A 14,275-nucleotide genomic window follows, 5' to 3' on the forward strand; every position below is an offset into this window, starting at 1 on the left:
AGGAGACAACCTACGGTTGTAGGTTCATCGCGTTCGTTGTTGGCTCAGCCGAGCGGCTCACCGGTTTCATAGCCGCATGCGTAGATTGATCCCTACGGGAGATGCGTCGCGGCCGGTGGCTTTCACCGAGGCCGCTCAACCGGTGCCCGCCCCGGACGAAGTGCTGATCAGGGTGGAGGCCTTCTCTCCGAACCGCGGAGAGACGTTCCTGCTGGAGGCGCCGGAGCCCGGTCTGCTGCCGGGCAAGGACGTCGCCGGCCTGGTCGTGCAGGCCGCCGCCGACGGCTCGGGCCCGCCGGCCGGCAGCAGGGTGGTGGGCCACCCACCCATGGGCGGCTGGGCCGAGTACGCGGCGGTGCCCACCCACTCGATCGCCGTGCTGCCCGACGGGCTCACCACCGTGCAGGCGGCGTCCCTGCCCTTGGCCGGGATCACCGCGCTACGGCTGCTTCGCGCGGCCGGCGCCGTGACAGGCCGGCGAGTGCTGCTGACCGGCGCGTCCGGCGGAGTGGGCCATTACCTGACCGAGCTCGCCGCCGCGGCCGGTGCGGAGGTGACCGCGGTGACCGCCACGGCAGAGCGCGGCGCGCGCCTGCGCGAGCTGGGCGCTGGGGCGATCGTGCACGGCGTGGACGAGACGGACGGGCTGTTCGACGTGGTGCTGGAGTCCACCGGAGGCGACGCGCTCCCGGCCGCGCTGGACCGGCTGGTGCCGGACGGCCTGCTGGTGTGGTTCGGGCAGGCCAGTCGTACCCCCGCCACGGTGAACTTCTTCGACCTGCTGGCCGGCCCGCAGAACGCCGTGATCCGGCACTTCCACTATGCGGGCCCGCCGTACGGCCCTGACCTGGTCACCCTGGTACGTCTGGCGGCCGGCGGCCGGCTGCATCCGGAGGTCGGCCGCACCGCTGACTGGAGTCGAACCTCCGACGTACTGGTCGACCTGCGGGAACGCCGGATCCGCGGCAAGGCCGTCCTGACGATCGGAGCATCGCGATGACCGCCGCGGACTTCGCCGCCGCCAACCTGTCGCGCGCCACCGGAGCCGGGCTGGACCCGCACGAGTACCTGCGCGTCACCGGTGAGCTGACGGACCTGGACCAGTGGGGCGAGGCCTTCATGCGCGCCGCACGCGAGTACGTGGCGCGCGCCGAGCGGGCGGCCACGACGATCTCCACGGGCGAGCACCTCCGGGCGGCGGCGCGCTGGTTCCACTTCGCCACGCTGGGTCCGAACCGCCAGAGCGCGCTCGCGGCGGACGAGGCCGACAGCGCCATGGGGCGCGCGCTGGAGTTGCTGGAACCGCGGGCACGCCGGATCGAAGGGCCGAGCTTCACCGGCTGGTTGCGCGGCCCCGCCGATGCCGCCGCGACGGTCGTGGTGGTGCCCGGGCTGGACTCCGGCAAGGAGGAGTTCCACGACGTGGTCACCGCCCTGCTGCGCCGGGGCCTGGCCGTGTTCGCCATGGACGGGCCGGGACAGGGCACGCTCGCCGCCACCAGCACCGTCCGCGCCGACTACCACAATGTGATCGGCCAGGTCATCGACGCGCTCCGCCCGCGGAACGTGGGACTCGTCGGGCTCAGCCTCGGTGGTTACTACGTCGCGGAAAGCGCCGCCCGGGAGGGCCGTGTCGCGGCCGCCGTCACCATCAGCGGTCCCTTCCGGCTGCACTGGGACCTCCTGCCATCTCCCGTGCAGGACCTCCTCATCCAGCGGGCCGGTGGCCAACGAGCGGCCCGTCGCTTCGCCGCCCAGGTGGATCTGTCCGCTCTCGCCCCGCAGATCACCTGCCCGCTGCTGGTCATCGACGGCGGCCAGGACGTCATCCCGGGGGTGACCAACGGTGAACCGCTGGCCCGGCTGGCACCGAACGGGCGCTACCTGTCCCTGCCACACGGCGACCACCTGCTCGGCAACGCCCGCCCCGACTGGCTGGCCGAGGCCGCCGACTGGATCTCTGGAGCACTCGCATGACACGCTTCACCGGCAAGACCGCCCTGATCACCGGCGGCACGAGCGGCATGGGACTGGCCACCGCACACCGCCTCATAGCCGAGGGCGCCCACGTGATCATCACCGGCCGCACCCCGCAACGCGTTGACCAGGCCACCGCCGTGCTCGGCCCGCGCGCTCTCGGCGTGGTGGCGGACACGGCCGATCTCCAGGCTCTGGACGCCCTGATGAACGCGATCAGCACGCGATTCGGCAGGCTGGACGTCGTCTTCGCCAACGCTGGAGTGGGCGCCTTCATACCCTTCGCCGACATCACCGAGACCGACTTCGATCAAACCGTCGACGTGAACGTCAAAGGCGTGTTCTTCACGATCCAGAAGGCATCGCCGCTGATCGCAGAGAACGGCTCCATTGTCATCAACGCCTCCTGGACCCTGCACCGCGGCAACGGCGTCCTCACGCTGTACTCGGCCACCAAGGCGGCCGTGCACAACCTGGCCCGCACCCTTGCGGCGGACCTCGCGCCTCGCGCCATCCGCGTCAACTCAATCAGTCCCGGATATATCGACACACCGATGTATCCTGCCGCGGCGTTGGGCGAGACGGAGGCCGCGGCCATCACCGGTCGTATCGCGGCAGGGAGGTTCGGCCGACCGGAGGAGATCGCCACAGCAGTGGCGTTTCTCGCCTCCCATGAGGCGTCCTACATCAATGGTCAGGACCTGGTCATCGATGGCGGCCTGGTGAACGCGATCCTTGCCTGATCACCACCGGCCATCGTAGGGATCCCCCGTTCCCTTGACGAAGTCGGCCGCGCCGACGTTCCGCGGCACCGGCAGGCCCGCTCCGCCGCCTGTGCGTCGGACATCCTGGTTAACCGGCCGCCCCCCGGGGCGCCCGCACCAGGGCCACGACGGCTTGCGGCAAGTCGTCTCGAAGCCCAGCAGCTTCGCCCGAACCTGCTCGACGGTGATCAGGGCCATCCGCAGTAGGTGAGGATGCGGATCATGGTGACCCGGCGGCGGGGGGTTGGGCGGCGCGGAGTTCGGCGGTGACGGCGCGCTCGCGCAGCTGGGCCGATTCGGCGCGCAGCGTCTCCACCTGGGCGCGCAGGTCGGCGACCCGGGCCCGCTCGATGTCGAGGAGGGCGGCCAGCCGGCCGCGGTCGGCGGCGGCGGCCTGCTCGGCCTTGCGCGCGCGGGCCGTGGCACTTTCTGCGGTCCGGACGCGCGTGGCGGCGTCGTGTTCGGCCTGGGCGGCCCGGGCGGCGGCCTGCTCGGCGTCGGCCGTCGCGCGCGCGGCCTCGGCCACCGAGGCGGCCCGGTCCTGTTCGGCCGCCTCGGCGCGGGACTGCGCCCGGCCACGCTCGGCGTCGGCGGCCTGGGCGCGGGCGATGGCCGCCGCGGCGGCCTGCTCGGACTCCACCCGGGCCCGGCGGGCCAGTTCGGCCTTGGTGCGCGCGGCGTCCCGCTCGGCCCGTGCCTGCTCGGCGAGCCGCTCGGCCTGCTCGCGGCCTGCGCGGGCCTGCGCCGCCTCGGTGGCCGCGGCCTCGACGCGCTCGGTCATCTCGTGCACGGCCCGGTCGCGGTCGGCTTCGGCGCGCTGGGCGCGCCGGGCCGCCTCCTCGGCCGCCTGGCGGGCCCGGCGCTCGGTGCCGGCCGCCTCGCGCAGCGCGGCCAGGGCCTGCTCGCGGGCGGTCTCGGCGTCCGACAGCGCGGTCTCCCGCTCGGCGTTCGCCTCCTGGACCCGCCGGCGCATCTCGTCGCGCTCGCCCCGGGCGTGCTCGGCGGCCTCCCGGGCCTGCCGCACCTGCTCGAACGCCTGCTCGCGCTCGGTGCGGGCGATGGCGACCCGGGTGTGCGCCTCGGCCTGCACGGCGCTGAGCCGGGCCTCGACTCCGGCCGGACTGAGTTCCTGGGCGAGCACCTCGGCCAGCGGCGAGATCGCGCCGGCCAGGCCCTTCTCCATGCGCTCGTAGAGGTCTTCGGCCCGGGCGAGCGCGCCCTCCAGCCCTGGGGTGGCCCGGCGCAGTTCACGTTCGCGCTTGGCGGCGGCCTGGCAGTCGCCCTGCGGGCAGTATTCCTTGGGCCTGCCCCGCCCGGCGCGGCGGTCGATCGCCGCGCCGCAGTGCTTGCAGGCCACCACTCGTTCGACGCCCCGCGCCGCCGGGTGCGCCGCCCGTCCTTCGGCGGCGGATTGACCGGCGTCCGGGCCTGCGCTCTGCTCCGTACTCGTCACCCGGTCATCCTAGCATTTTTTAATTTCTAGAAATTAGAAATCAGAAAAAGTGATCCGTTGCGTGGTGTCCCAGGAAGGTAACTACCGAGAAGTGCAGTTCCCGCAAGTTACGATGCCGCGGCCAGGCGCTGCGACCGAGGACGAGCGGCCAGTGTCCTGTCTCACGAGAACTGGCGTGCGTCTCACCGGAGCTGGCGCCGTCCATGGAACCGTCTCACCGGTTGGCGTGGCGGCGGGCCGGCGGAGATTGGGTGTCTCAGAAAGGTGGCGCATGAGGAGCGGATGTCTCACCGGCGCTGGCGTGAGTTGAGGAAACCGCCACCCGTACAGATCATGTGATCGCTATAATCCGTCCCCATATGTCCGTGATCGCGGTGATCGGTGGCTTTGGGGAGACGGATGGCGGGCATATCGGCTGCCCGGTCGGTGGAGTCGGGATTGCAGGTGGTGTTCGTGGATGAGCAGGCGTGGCACGGCGGGTGCGGCCTTCGCCTCACCTGCCCCGCTGCTGCGGACCGCGCAGCGGGTGGGTGATCGGCTGCCGGTGCTCTACCACCACTAGGCCGCCACTGGCAGTCAGCCTCCCGCCGACGACCCGTCCGCGCACATCGAGGGCCGCCCACCGGGCGACCATTCCATAATCAATCTGCAGCTTCAGTGAGACACCAGTTCGCATTCCAGCGCTTCAATGAGACAGGACACCAGAGGCCCGGCATGCGTGGGCATCACGATTGCTTCGAGAACTGTTCCTCTCCCTTCCGCCTCGCCTGACGGACCATCAGAAAAGAGGCCGGCCACATGACCGACACCACCGCACGCCTTCTTAACAACTTCATCGCCGCCGTACAACCGGCCGTGCCGTTGGTCTCGATGTGGGCACACGGATCGCTCGCGGGCGGCGACTACCAGCCAACCCGCAGCGATCTCGACCTGGTCGCTGTGCTCGGCCGCCCCTGCACCGCCCAGGAAGAGCAACGTCTCACTGAAGTGCACGAGACCCTGGCCAGGGGCTTCCCGCTCGCGGCGAAACTGCATTGCGCCTATCTCCCCACCGCTGAGGTGGCCGACCCCGCACGCTCACATCTGGCATGGGCGCACGAGGAGCTTCAGCGCCGCCCGATCACCCCGGTTACCAGGCGAGAGCTGCACGAGTTCGGGCTCGTCTTGTATGGCGAGCCACCGGAGGCGATCCTCCCACCGGTCACCGAAGATCAGCTCACAGACTTCATCCTGCATGATCTGAAGAACTTCTGGCGGCCATCGCTGGACCATCCCGAGTGGTGGCTCCGGGATATCTGGGTGGATCTCGGCCTCTTGACCCTGGCCAGGGCGACGGTGACGCTCCGCACCGGAAAGCTGATCAGCAAGCGCGAGGCTCTCGACGTGCTACAGGAACTGCACGCACCCGCCGAGGTCGTCGAGGACATCCGGCAGCGCCGCTACGGCAATCCGGGATCAGCCGAGCAACAGTGGCTTGCCCGCCGAGCCGAATCGACGCTCGCCTTTCTCGGGCCGGCGATTGACCGGCTGGTGGGCGGCCGCAAGCCCGTCGGAGACATCACGTGAATCGCGACCGCCGGTCCGTGCACGTTGAGGGTCACCCACCAGTCGACCGTTCCATGATCAAACTTCAGCTTCGGCGAGACGCCAGTTCGCAATTCAGCGCTGTGCGCCAACTTCAATGAGACGACGATCACTTCATGTCTCACTGAAGTTGGCGTCTCCCAAGTCGAGGAACATGCCATGCGCCAGCTTCGCGGAGACAGGACAGCCGGGCGGTGAGCGGCGTCGGTGGCGTTCCATGACCCCTGAGCGGACAGGGAGCGGCCTTGCGGCAATCGGATTGTCCGGCCTGGATCGGCTCCGCGCCGTCATCGTGGCGGACGGTGGGTCTTCGCCAATTTCGGTCGGTCAACGACGACAGCCGGCCGGTTCGATTCTTCGGCGACTCGGATGGGACGCGATCAGTTCTGAGCCGGACTGAAGCGTCGGAGAAATGTCATCTCATGGTGTCGTTTTCCGTTTTAAGGGCCCTCGCCGGGGTGGCGAGTAAGAGAATGCCGCACGATGAGCGGCGGATGTGCCACTGATCACTGGAAGATCCATCCATCTGGAATGATGGCCCGAAAGGGTGCATAAACGGGGATCTGTATGAACTTCATGGCGCCCTGTACCAATCAGCGGATTTCGGAGGGGACATGTCATGCGTAAATTACGACTGCGCCAGGTGACAGGAGCCATGGCCGTGGCGCTGGCCGCCACCGGCATCGCGGTGGCGATGCCGACGCTGCCGGCCTCGGCCACTCGGGTGGACGTCACCTGTGCCAACACGGCGGGGGACGCCGCGCTCATGCAGGCCGCGATCGACGCGTCCAAGGACGGCGACGAGGTCGTCTTCAAAGGGCCGTGCCTGATCAACGCGACGATCAGCCTGCTCGACCGCCGCACGTACCGAGGCGACGGGAAGGAGGGAACGATGATCAAGCAGGCGGACGGGGCGAACCTGCCCGCCATGCTGGCGTCGGCGTCGTGGGTGACCGACAGCGAGTTCAGCGGGGACACGGTCCGCGTCGAGCGGATCATGCTCGACGGCAACCGGGACAACAACACCGGCACCGTCGGGCTCATGCTGCGGTCGTGGAACGCCCGGATCTACGACGTCGACATCTTCGGCGCGCCCTCCGACGGCATCCGCATCAGCAACCCGTCCAAGAACGGCACCCTGCTGCAGAACACGATGGTCAACAGCATCATCAGCGACGTCGACATCGAGGGCTCGGGCGGCTCGGGGCTGCGGGTCGTCGACCCGGGCAACTCCGTCACCGACTGGACGTTTCAGCGCTCATGGGTCGGCTTCAACGACGGAAGCGCCATCGAGACCGAGAACGCGGCCGGGTGGACGTTCAGCGAGCTGCACCTGTACGGCACGCCCAAGCACGCGATCGACGCCCACCGATGCTTCGGGACCTCCATCGAGAACAACTACATCGAGGACTTCGGGTCGGAGGGCACCCCGGACAATACTTATTACGGCGTCCGCTGCGACCTGCAAGGCGAGGCGACCACCACAATCTCCAACAACCGGATCCACCGGTTCCTCCCGCCGCCGGACGAACTCGCCACGTACAGCCGGGCGCATAAGTACGGCATGGCGCCGCCCGTGCGCACCCGTGTCTTCGTCGAGGCACGCCCGAAAAAGGCCGACTACGTCTACCTCGCCCTCGACGGGGTCAACTACGGCACCGGGCACGCCGCGGTGACCGGGAACGCCATCCTCGGGCACAACGGCAGGCGCGAGACCGGGATGCTCTTCAAGAAGGGCGACGGCGACGGGATGTCCATCGTCTCCAGCGGCAACCTCATCGACGACATGGGCACGAAGCGCACCGTCGGCAGCGGCGTGCGCCTGACCAGCGGATACTGATCGACCTTCGGGACGGCGCCCGCGCGGGGCGCCGTCCCGCCGTCTTTGATGGAGGACCCGGCGCGCGGTACGCCCGCCGGGTGAGACGACCTCGCCCGCCTCTTGACTCGATCGACGCAACACGTCCTGCCTGCCGGATTCGGCCGAGGCCGGTAGGCGGGCAGCGGTCACCGTCAGCGGCCGATGTCGGCCAGCCACTGCCCGATGGAGCGGGGGGTGACACCGAGCAGCTTCTGGGCGGAGTTCTCCGGCGCGATCGAGCGGTCCGGGAGCATGCTCATGGCCGCGTAGATCCCGGCCACGTCGGCGGCAGCGCCCTCGCCGATCAGAGGTGCGATGGAGGTGCGCATCTGCTCGGGGGTGATCTGCTCGAAGACCACGTTCTTGCCGAAGTGGGCGCCGAACGCCTCGGCCAGGTCCGGTCCGGTGATCGCCGGGTACTGGCCGACGGAGACCACGCCGGTGATGTCCGGGCGATCGAGCAGGGCGACGGCGACGTCGGCGACGTCCAGGTGCGACGCCCAGGAGACGGGGAAGTCGGCGCGGATCGGGTAGGGCAGCGCGCCCCGCTGTCGGACCGCGTCGATGACGAAGGGCATGAGCAGGTTCTCCAGGTACAGCGTGGGCTCGATCACCGCGTGGGACACCCCCACGTCCGCCAGGCCGCTGACCAGCATCGCGGCCGCGCCACCGATGCCGGGGTCGATGGGGTGACCGCTGGTGGAGAACACCACGCGGGCCGGTCGGGCCTCGCGGAGGGCGGCGACGATGTTGCGCGCGTAGGTCTGCCGGTCTTCTTCGGCGGCTACCGGCAGATGGACGAACACCGCGCCGGCATTCCGGTACGCCTCGGCCAGTTCTTCCGGGGAGGAGTATCGGGCGGCCGCCACGCGCGCGCCGTCCACGACGGCATCGGGGTCGCGGGTCAGAGCGGTCACCGGCTTACCCGCGGCGGCGAGGGCGGCGACGACGGGAGAACCCTGGGCGCCGGTGGCGCCGTGAATCACGTAGGTCATCCCCCAATTAGTGCATAGGATGCACCAGTTACATCAACTGCACTAATGGGTAAGATCGAGAATGTGACCGATTCCTCGCTTCCCGAGTGCGGTGTCGCTCGATTCCTCGTCCTGCTCAACGGTCCATGGGCCACCCTGATCGTGCGCGAATTACTACGCGGTCCCCACCGCTTCACCGAGCTGCGCGACGCGCTACCCGGCATCAGCCCGCACACCCTGACCAGCAGGCTGCGCCAATTCGAGCGGCACGGCATCGTGACGCGCACCACATACGCGGAGATCCCGCCACGCGTCGAGTACGAGCTCACGCCTCTCGGCGCGGGGCTGCGTGACGTCCTGGAGGCCATGGGGACCTGGGCCATGGCGGTGCCGGATCCCGGGACGGAGGTCACCATCTGATACGCGTTTAGTCATCTCGATCAGCGTCAGGACAGCTTGACGTCAGGTCGGCCTGACGCAATACTCGCGGCATGTTCACTCCGGACGATCTCGAACGACAATTCACGCTGCTGAGCGCGGCCGCGCGCCATGACGCGCTGCGCACCCGGGAGGCCCTCGCCGCCCCGGCCGAGGAGGACGATCCCGCGTCCCCGCCGATGGACGACACGCGGCCGCTGACCCGGGAGGAGGCGCTGGAGCTTCTCGCGCTGAGCGAGGTGATCGCCCGGAAGGCGGCCTACGGGCGCCAGCTCACCGTGCGATCGGCCCGCCGGGCCGGAGCCTCGTGGTCGCAGATCGGTGCCGCGGTGGGCACCACCAAGCAGTCCGCCTGGGAGGCGCACCAGCGCTGGATCGACGAGCAGGGCCGGCAGCAGGCCGAAGGGCACTGGGGCTGGGACGGCGACGAGGTGGCGGCCGCCCGCGCCCTGGCGGGCCGGCCCGAAGATCAGGAGGCCGCCGAATGAGCGGGATCGACCAGGCTGCGATGCGGCCCTTCATCCTGGACGTCCCCCAGCGGGAGCTGGACGACCTGGCCGCCCGTCTGGCCGCCACCAGGTGGCCCGACGACCCGGTCGGCGACTGGTCGCAGGGGGTGCCGGCCGTCTACCTCAAGGAACTGGCCGAGTACTGGCGCACCACCTATGACTGGCGGGCCCAGGAGGCGCTGCTCAACCGCTTTCCGCAGTTCACCACCACCATCGACGGCGCCAATGTGCATTTCCTGCACGTCCGCTCGCCGCGGTCCGATGCGCTGCCCCTGCTGATCACCCACGGCTGGCCGGGTTCGGTCGTCGAGTTCCTCGACGTCATCGAGCCGCTGGCTGATCCCGCGGCGCACGGCGGCGACCTGGCGGACGCCTTCCACCTGGTCATCCCGTCCATCCCGGGATACGGGCTCTCCGGTCCCACCCGGGAGGGCGGCTGGGACGTACCGCGGGTGGCCGGCGCCTGGGCGGAGCTGATGAGGCGCCTGGGCTACCGCCGCTACGGCGCCCAGGGCGGCGACTGGGGGCACGCGATCACCCGGGAACTGGCCGTCATCGACGCCGGCCGCGTCGCGGCGATCCACCTCAACACCCTGCTGACGCTTCCGCCCGCGGACCCGGCCGAGGCCGCGGAGCTCACCGACGAGGACCGGGAACGGCTTGATCAGTTCATGAGCGCCGTACCGGAGATGTCGGGCTATGCACAGATTCAGGGCACCCGCCCGCAGACGCTGGCCTACGGACTCACCGACTCTCCGGTCGGGCAGCTCGCCTGGATCACCGAGAAGTTCAAGGAGTGGACGGACTGCTCCGGGACCCCCGAAGAGGCGATCTCCCGCGACCGGCTGCTGACCAACGTGATGCTCTACTGGCTCACCGCGACGGCCGGATCGTCCGCCCGGCACTATTGGGAGGACGCCCACGCCACCCGTCCGCCGCGCACCGAGCCCCGTACGACGCCCACCGGGGTGGCGGTCTTCGCCGGTGACGTCGCCCGTCCGGTCCGGCGGCTCGCCGAGCGCACCGACAACATCGTCCACTGGTCGGAGTTCGATCGAGGGGGACATTTCGCCGCGATGGAGGAACCGGACCTGTTCGTCGACGACGTCCGCGCCTTCTTCCGCCCGTTCCGGCCGGGGCCGTGAACCGGAACCTCACCGGCCGTACTCGGGATGCCGGCCCGGCCGGCATCCCGCTCCGGGGGCGGGCGCCGTCCGGGAGCGCCGGCGGCGCCGTGTACCGGTGGTGGCGCACCGGCCCGGTCCCGTGCCACACTCAGCGTTATAGAACTCTCTATTGAGTTATAGAGCGATGGGAGCATGGAATGCGAGATGCGCGGACGTGGCACCCGCCGGCCCCGCCCGGCGGGACGATGGGCGAACCGGGGGCCCGGGGCCGGTTCGGCGACTACGGCGGACGGTACGCGCCGGAGTCGCTGGTGCAGGCGTGCCGCGAGGTGGAGGAGGCGTTCCGGGAGGCCTGGCGGGATCCCGGATTCCGCGGCACCCTGGCCGGGCTGCTCGCCGAGCACGCCGGGCGGCCCACCCCGCTGACCCCGGCCCGCCGGCTGTCGGAGGCGCTGGGCGTGCGGCTGTACCTCAAGCGGGAGGACCTCACTCACACCGGGTCCCACAAAATCAACAACGTGCTGGGCCAGGCCCTGCTGGCCACCCGGATGGGACGGCGCCGGCTGATCGCTGAGACCGGGGCGGGCCAGCACGGGGTGGCCACCGCGACCGCCGCCGCGCTGCTCGGCCTGGACGCCACCGTGTTCATGGGCGAGCGCGACATCGAGCGGCAGTCGCTGAACGTCTTCCGGATGCGCATGCTGGGCGCCGAGGTGGTCCCGGTGACCTCGGGTAGCCGTACCCTCAAGGACGCGACCAGCGAGGCGATGCGGCACTGGGTGGGCATGACCGCCGACTCCCACTACTGCATCGGCTCGGTCATCGGGCCGGACCCCTATCCGTGGATGGTCAAGGAGTTCCAGCGGGTCATCGGCGACGAGGCCCGCGGGCAGTTCGCCGCCGAGCTGCGGACCGGCGTGCCGGACCTGGTGGTCGCGTGCGTCGGCGGCGGATCCAACGCGGCCGGCACGTTCGCCGGGTTCGCCGACACCACCGCCCGGCTGGTCGGCGTCGAGGCGGCGGGCGGCGCCGGGGCGGCCCGCGGCCGGGTCGGCGTCCTGCACGGCTGCCGCTCGCTGTTCCTGCAGGACGGCGACGGCCAGATCGTCGAGGCGCGCTCCATCGCCGCCGGGCTCGACTACCCCGGTGTCGGCCCCGAGCACGCCCACCTGCGCGACCTGGGCCGGGCCCGCTACGTGACGGTGACCGACGAGGAGGCGGTCGGCGCTGCGGTCCGGCTGGCCCGCACCGAAGGCATCGTCCCGGCGCTGGAGTCGGCGCACGCCCTCGCCTGGGTGATCCGCGCGGCGGGCGGCGGCGAGCTGCCCGCCGGATCGACGGTGCTGATGACGTTGTCCGGCCGGGGCGACAAGGACGTCGCGACCTTCAAGGAGCTGCTGTGACCGAGCCGACCACCCTGGCCGCGGGTGCGGTCGAGCTCCATCTGCGTGCCCGCCGGGACGCCGGCCGCGGCCTGCTCATGCCCTACCTCACCGGCGGCGTCACCCCCGGCTGGACGGATCACCTGCGGGCGTTCGCCGCCGCGGGGGCGGACGCGATCGAGATCGGCCTGCCCTTCTCCGACCCCACGCTGGACGGCGTCACCATCCAGCAGTCCAGTGAAGTCGCACTGGCGCGGGGAGCGAGCACCCGCCGGATCTTGGCCGGCCTTTCCGGCCTGCCGGACCTCGGGGTGCCGCTGGTGGCCAGCACCTACTACAACCTGGTGCTGCACGACGGTCCCGAGGCGTTCTGCGCCGCGCTGCGCCGGGCCGGTGTCGACGGCCTGATCGTGGCGGACCTGCCGGTGCACGAGGCGGACGAGCTGGCGGAGGTGGCCGCCGGCGCCGGGGTCGAACTGGTCCTGCTGGCGTCGCCGGTCACGCCGCAGGATCGGCTGGCGGAGATCGCCGCTCGCAGCCGCGGGTTCGTCTACGCGGTGTCGCTGATGGGCACCACCGGCGAGCGGGCCGCCCTCGCCGCGTCGGCGGCCGAGCTCACCGGGCGGATCAGGCAGGTCACCGACCGGCCGGTGTTGCTAGGATTCGGCATCTCCACCCCGGACCAGGCACGCGAGGCCCGCCGGCACGCCGACGGCGTGGTGGTCGGCGCCGCGGTCATGCGGCGGGTGCGCGACGGCGCCGGGCCGGACGACCTGCGGGCCTACCTCACGACCCTGCGGCAGGCCCTCGACCAGGAGTGTGACCCACCACCATGACCCCCGACGCCGGGCACGAGGCGAGATACCGCGCCATCGCCGCCGACCTCGCCGCCAAGATCCGGTCGGGACACTATGCCCCCGGTGCGGCCCTGCCGCCGCAGCGGGAACTGAGCGCCTCCTACGGGGTGACCCTCATGACGTTGCGCCAGGCGTTGCGGGAGCTCAGCGACGAGAAGCTGATCGTGCAGCGGCCCGGCCGGGGTACGTTCGTCGCACCGCCGCATCTGGCCTACCAGCTCGATTCGCTGCGTAGCCTGGTCGACGACCTGCGCAAGCAGGGGCACGACGTGCGCACCGCGGTGGCCGGCCGGGCGGTGCGCCGGGCCCCCGCCCGGATCGCCGCGGCGCTGCGGCTGCCCCCCGGGGAGACCGCCCTGCGGCTGGAGCGGGTCCGTGAGTTCGCCGGCCGTCCAGCCGTCCACCAGGTGTCCTGGGTCCGCCGGCCGGTGGCCGACCGGATCCGCGACCGCGACTTCACCGCCGTCTCGCTCTACACGGCCCTCGCCGACGCGGGGGTGACGGTCGCCCGGGCGTCGGAGGTCGTCCGGCCCGGCCTGCTCGACCCGGCGGCCGCCCGCCACCTGCACGAGCCGCCGGGCAGCCCGGTGCTCGTCAGCACCCGGATCACCTACACCCTGGACGCCACGCCCGTGGTGTCCGACCATGCCACCATCCTCGGCAGCATGATGGAGATCCGCACCGAACGCGCCGCCACCGGCCTGTCCGTCACCTGGGGTGCCACCAGCTGAGCCCTCGGCACGGCCGCGGCCGGCCGCCCCGGCTCGGCGGCCCTCCCCCGGGCCGTCCCGGCGATACCTCCCTCCGGACGGTCGCCCCGGGCGGGACCGTGCGCCGTTCAGCCGGAGCCGGCGAGCGCGGCGGCCAGGTCCGGGAGGCGTCCGAGCGCGTGCGCGATGCCCAGGGTGTGCTGGTACTCCCGCCACCGCACGACCTTGCCGTCCCTGACCCGCAGCACGCCGATGAACGGCGCGGCGGCGCGGCGGCCGGTCGCGGTGACGACGCCATGCAGCTCGTACTCCACCACGACGACCTGCGGGTCGGTGGTGTCGTGGATGACGACGTTGTCCACTCCCGTGAAGCGCACCGGGAAGGTGGCCCGTTCGTCCGCCGTGGCCGTCAGGAACTCCTCGCGGCCCGCGAAGCGGGCCGGCCGGCCGGGGGCGGCGAACGGCGTCTCGATCACCACGTCCTCGGCGAGCAGGTCACCGAAGTCCTCCCCGTCGATCCAGCACCGTGTCATGCGTTCGAACGTCTCTCGGGGTCCTGAGCCGCTGGTGATGGGCATGGGCGGGCTCCTTCATAGATTAATATGAGTTGATACTCATCTTATTATCATGAGTGACGAC

General features: G+C 70.9%; 15 protein-coding genes. 11 read left to right on the forward strand and 4 right to left on the reverse strand.

The window, feature by feature from the left end:
* Positions 1–115 precede the first annotated feature (115 nt).
* From Sru01_RS31820 to Sru01_RS31830, 3 genes are read left to right on the forward strand one after another with little or no spacing between them, the layout of a single operon-like run.
* Positions 116–1,000 carry a zinc-binding dehydrogenase gene (locus Sru01_RS31820; protein WP_239137915.1) on the forward strand — a complete coding sequence of 295 codons (885 nt, stop codon included), beginning with the start codon at positions 116–118 and terminating at the stop codon, positions 998–1,000.
* The gene (locus Sru01_RS31825) at positions 997–1,977 is read left to right on the forward strand and encodes an alpha/beta hydrolase family protein (RefSeq protein WP_203993601.1); all 981 of its coding nucleotides are present in this window, start codon (positions 997–999) and stop codon (positions 1,975–1,977) included. The genes Sru01_RS31820 and Sru01_RS31825 overlap by 4 nt, the downstream gene beginning before the upstream one ends.
* Complete coding sequence (locus tag Sru01_RS31830) at positions 1,974–2,720, forward strand: glucose 1-dehydrogenase (protein WP_203993604.1); 747 nt, start codon at positions 1,974–1,976, stop codon at positions 2,718–2,720. Before Sru01_RS31825 ends, Sru01_RS31830 begins: the two co-directional genes overlap by 4 nt.
* Here Sru01_RS31830 and Sru01_RS31835 read toward each other — a convergent pair whose 3' ends face one another.
* On the reverse strand, positions 2,721–2,939 hold the full coding sequence (locus tag Sru01_RS31835; protein WP_203993607.1) for a hypothetical protein: 219 nt from the start codon (positions 2,937–2,939) through the stop codon (positions 2,721–2,723).
* Between the two features lie 22 nt (positions 2,940–2,961).
* The gene (locus Sru01_RS31840; protein WP_239137916.1) at positions 2,962–4,194 is read right to left on the reverse strand and encodes a coiled-coil domain-containing protein; all 1,233 of its coding nucleotides are present in this window, start codon (positions 4,192–4,194) and stop codon (positions 2,962–2,964) included.
* 798 nt (positions 4,195–4,992) lie between these two features.
* Here Sru01_RS31840 and Sru01_RS31845 point away from each other — a divergent pair.
* Positions 4,993–5,760, forward strand: coding sequence for an aminoglycoside adenylyltransferase domain-containing protein (locus Sru01_RS31845; RefSeq protein ID WP_203993610.1), 768 nt, complete (start codon positions 4,993–4,995; stop codon positions 5,758–5,760).
* 637 nt (positions 5,761–6,397) lie between these two features.
* A complete protein-coding gene (locus Sru01_RS31850) occupies positions 6,398–7,618 on the forward strand; it encodes a right-handed parallel beta-helix repeat-containing protein (RefSeq protein ID WP_203993612.1) in 1,221 nt (406 codons plus the stop codon).
* A 173-nt stretch (positions 7,619–7,791) separates the two neighbouring features.
* On the opposite strand, the gene Sru01_RS31855 is transcribed toward Sru01_RS31850, so the two are convergent.
* Positions 7,792–8,634 (reverse strand): SDR family oxidoreductase, encoded by an 843-nt coding sequence (locus Sru01_RS31855; protein WP_203993614.1) that lies wholly within the window; start codon positions 8,632–8,634, stop codon positions 7,792–7,794.
* Between the two features lie 63 nt (positions 8,635–8,697).
* Between Sru01_RS31855 and Sru01_RS31860 the strand changes: the two genes are divergently transcribed.
* The 6 genes from Sru01_RS31860 to Sru01_RS31885 all read left to right on the forward strand — a co-directional run bounded on the left by Sru01_RS31860 (position 8,698) and on the right by Sru01_RS31885 (position 13,657).
* Positions 8,698–9,033 carry a winged helix-turn-helix transcriptional regulator gene (locus tag Sru01_RS31860; RefSeq protein WP_203993616.1) on the forward strand — a complete coding sequence of 112 codons (336 nt, stop codon included), beginning with the start codon at positions 8,698–8,700 and terminating at the stop codon, positions 9,031–9,033.
* Between the two features lie 71 nt (positions 9,034–9,104).
* Positions 9,105–9,539, forward strand: coding sequence for a hypothetical protein (locus Sru01_RS31865; protein ID WP_203993618.1), 435 nt, complete (start codon positions 9,105–9,107; stop codon positions 9,537–9,539).
* Positions 9,536–10,705 (forward strand): epoxide hydrolase family protein, encoded by a 1,170-nt coding sequence (locus Sru01_RS31870; RefSeq protein ID WP_239137917.1) that lies wholly within the window; start codon positions 9,536–9,538, stop codon positions 10,703–10,705. Before Sru01_RS31865 ends, Sru01_RS31870 begins: the two co-directional genes overlap by 4 nt.
* 179 nt (positions 10,706–10,884) lie before the next feature.
* Positions 10,885–12,090 carry a tryptophan synthase subunit beta gene (gene trpB / locus Sru01_RS31875; RefSeq protein ID WP_203993620.1) on the forward strand — a complete coding sequence of 402 codons (1,206 nt, stop codon included), beginning with the start codon at positions 10,885–10,887 and terminating at the stop codon, positions 12,088–12,090.
* Positions 12,087–12,905 carry a tryptophan synthase subunit alpha gene (gene trpA, locus Sru01_RS31880; protein WP_203993623.1) on the forward strand — a complete coding sequence of 273 codons (819 nt, stop codon included), beginning with the start codon at positions 12,087–12,089 and terminating at the stop codon, positions 12,903–12,905. Before trpB ends, trpA begins: the two co-directional genes overlap by 4 nt.
* Entirely contained in the window at positions 12,902–13,657 is a 756-nt protein-coding gene (locus Sru01_RS31885) for a GntR family transcriptional regulator (RefSeq protein ID WP_203993626.1), read from the forward strand. Before trpA ends, Sru01_RS31885 begins: the two co-directional genes overlap by 4 nt.
* Positions 13,658–13,764: 107 nt before the next feature.
* On the opposite strand, the gene Sru01_RS31890 is transcribed toward Sru01_RS31885, so the two are convergent.
* A complete protein-coding gene (locus Sru01_RS31890) occupies positions 13,765–14,169 on the reverse strand; it encodes a nuclear transport factor 2 family protein (protein WP_239137918.1) in 405 nt (134 codons plus the stop codon).
* Positions 14,170–14,275: the final 106 nt, after the last annotated feature.

The sequence above is a fragment of the Sphaerisporangium rufum genome, from assembly GCF_016863395.1.
Lineage (GTDB): Bacteria > Actinomycetota > Actinomycetes > Streptosporangiales > Streptosporangiaceae > Sphaerisporangium > Sphaerisporangium rufum.

What these genes read in the sequence shown, in the direction of transcription:
- Sru01_RS31825 (WP_203993601.1), top strand. Translation starts at nt 997, where the DNA reads ATGACCGCCGCGGACTTCGCCGCCGCCAACCTGTCGCGCGCCACCGGA.
- Sru01_RS31830 (WP_203993604.1), top strand. Translation starts at nt 1,974, where the DNA reads ATGACACGCTTCACCGGCAAGACCGCCCTGATCACCGGCGGCACGAGC.
- Sru01_RS31835 (WP_203993607.1), bottom strand. Translation starts at nt 2,939, where the DNA reads ATGGCCCTGATCACCGTCGAGCAGGTTCGGGCGAAGCTGCTGGGCTTC.
- Sru01_RS31845 (WP_203993610.1), top strand. Translation starts at nt 4,993, where the DNA reads ATGACCGACACCACCGCACGCCTTCTTAACAACTTCATCGCCGCCGTA.
- Sru01_RS31850 (WP_203993612.1), top strand. Translation starts at nt 6,398, where the DNA reads ATGCGTAAATTACGACTGCGCCAGGTGACAGGAGCCATGGCCGTGGCG.
- Sru01_RS31855 (WP_203993614.1), bottom strand. Translation starts at nt 8,634, where the DNA reads ATGACCTACGTGATTCACGGCGCCACCGGCGCCCAGGGTTCTCCCGTC.
- Sru01_RS31865 (WP_203993618.1), top strand. Translation starts at nt 9,105, where the DNA reads ATGTTCACTCCGGACGATCTCGAACGACAATTCACGCTGCTGAGCGCG.
- Sru01_RS31870 (WP_239137917.1), top strand. Translation starts at nt 9,536, where the DNA reads ATGAGCGGGATCGACCAGGCTGCGATGCGGCCCTTCATCCTGGACGTC.
- trpB (WP_203993620.1), top strand. Translation starts at nt 10,885, where the DNA reads ATGCGAGATGCGCGGACGTGGCACCCGCCGGCCCCGCCCGGCGGGACG.
- Sru01_RS31885 (WP_203993626.1), top strand. Translation starts at nt 12,902, where the DNA reads ATGACCCCCGACGCCGGGCACGAGGCGAGATACCGCGCCATCGCCGCC.
- Sru01_RS31890 (WP_239137918.1), bottom strand. Translation starts at nt 14,169, where the DNA reads ATGACACGGTGCTGGATCGACGGGGAGGACTTCGGTGACCTGCTCGCC.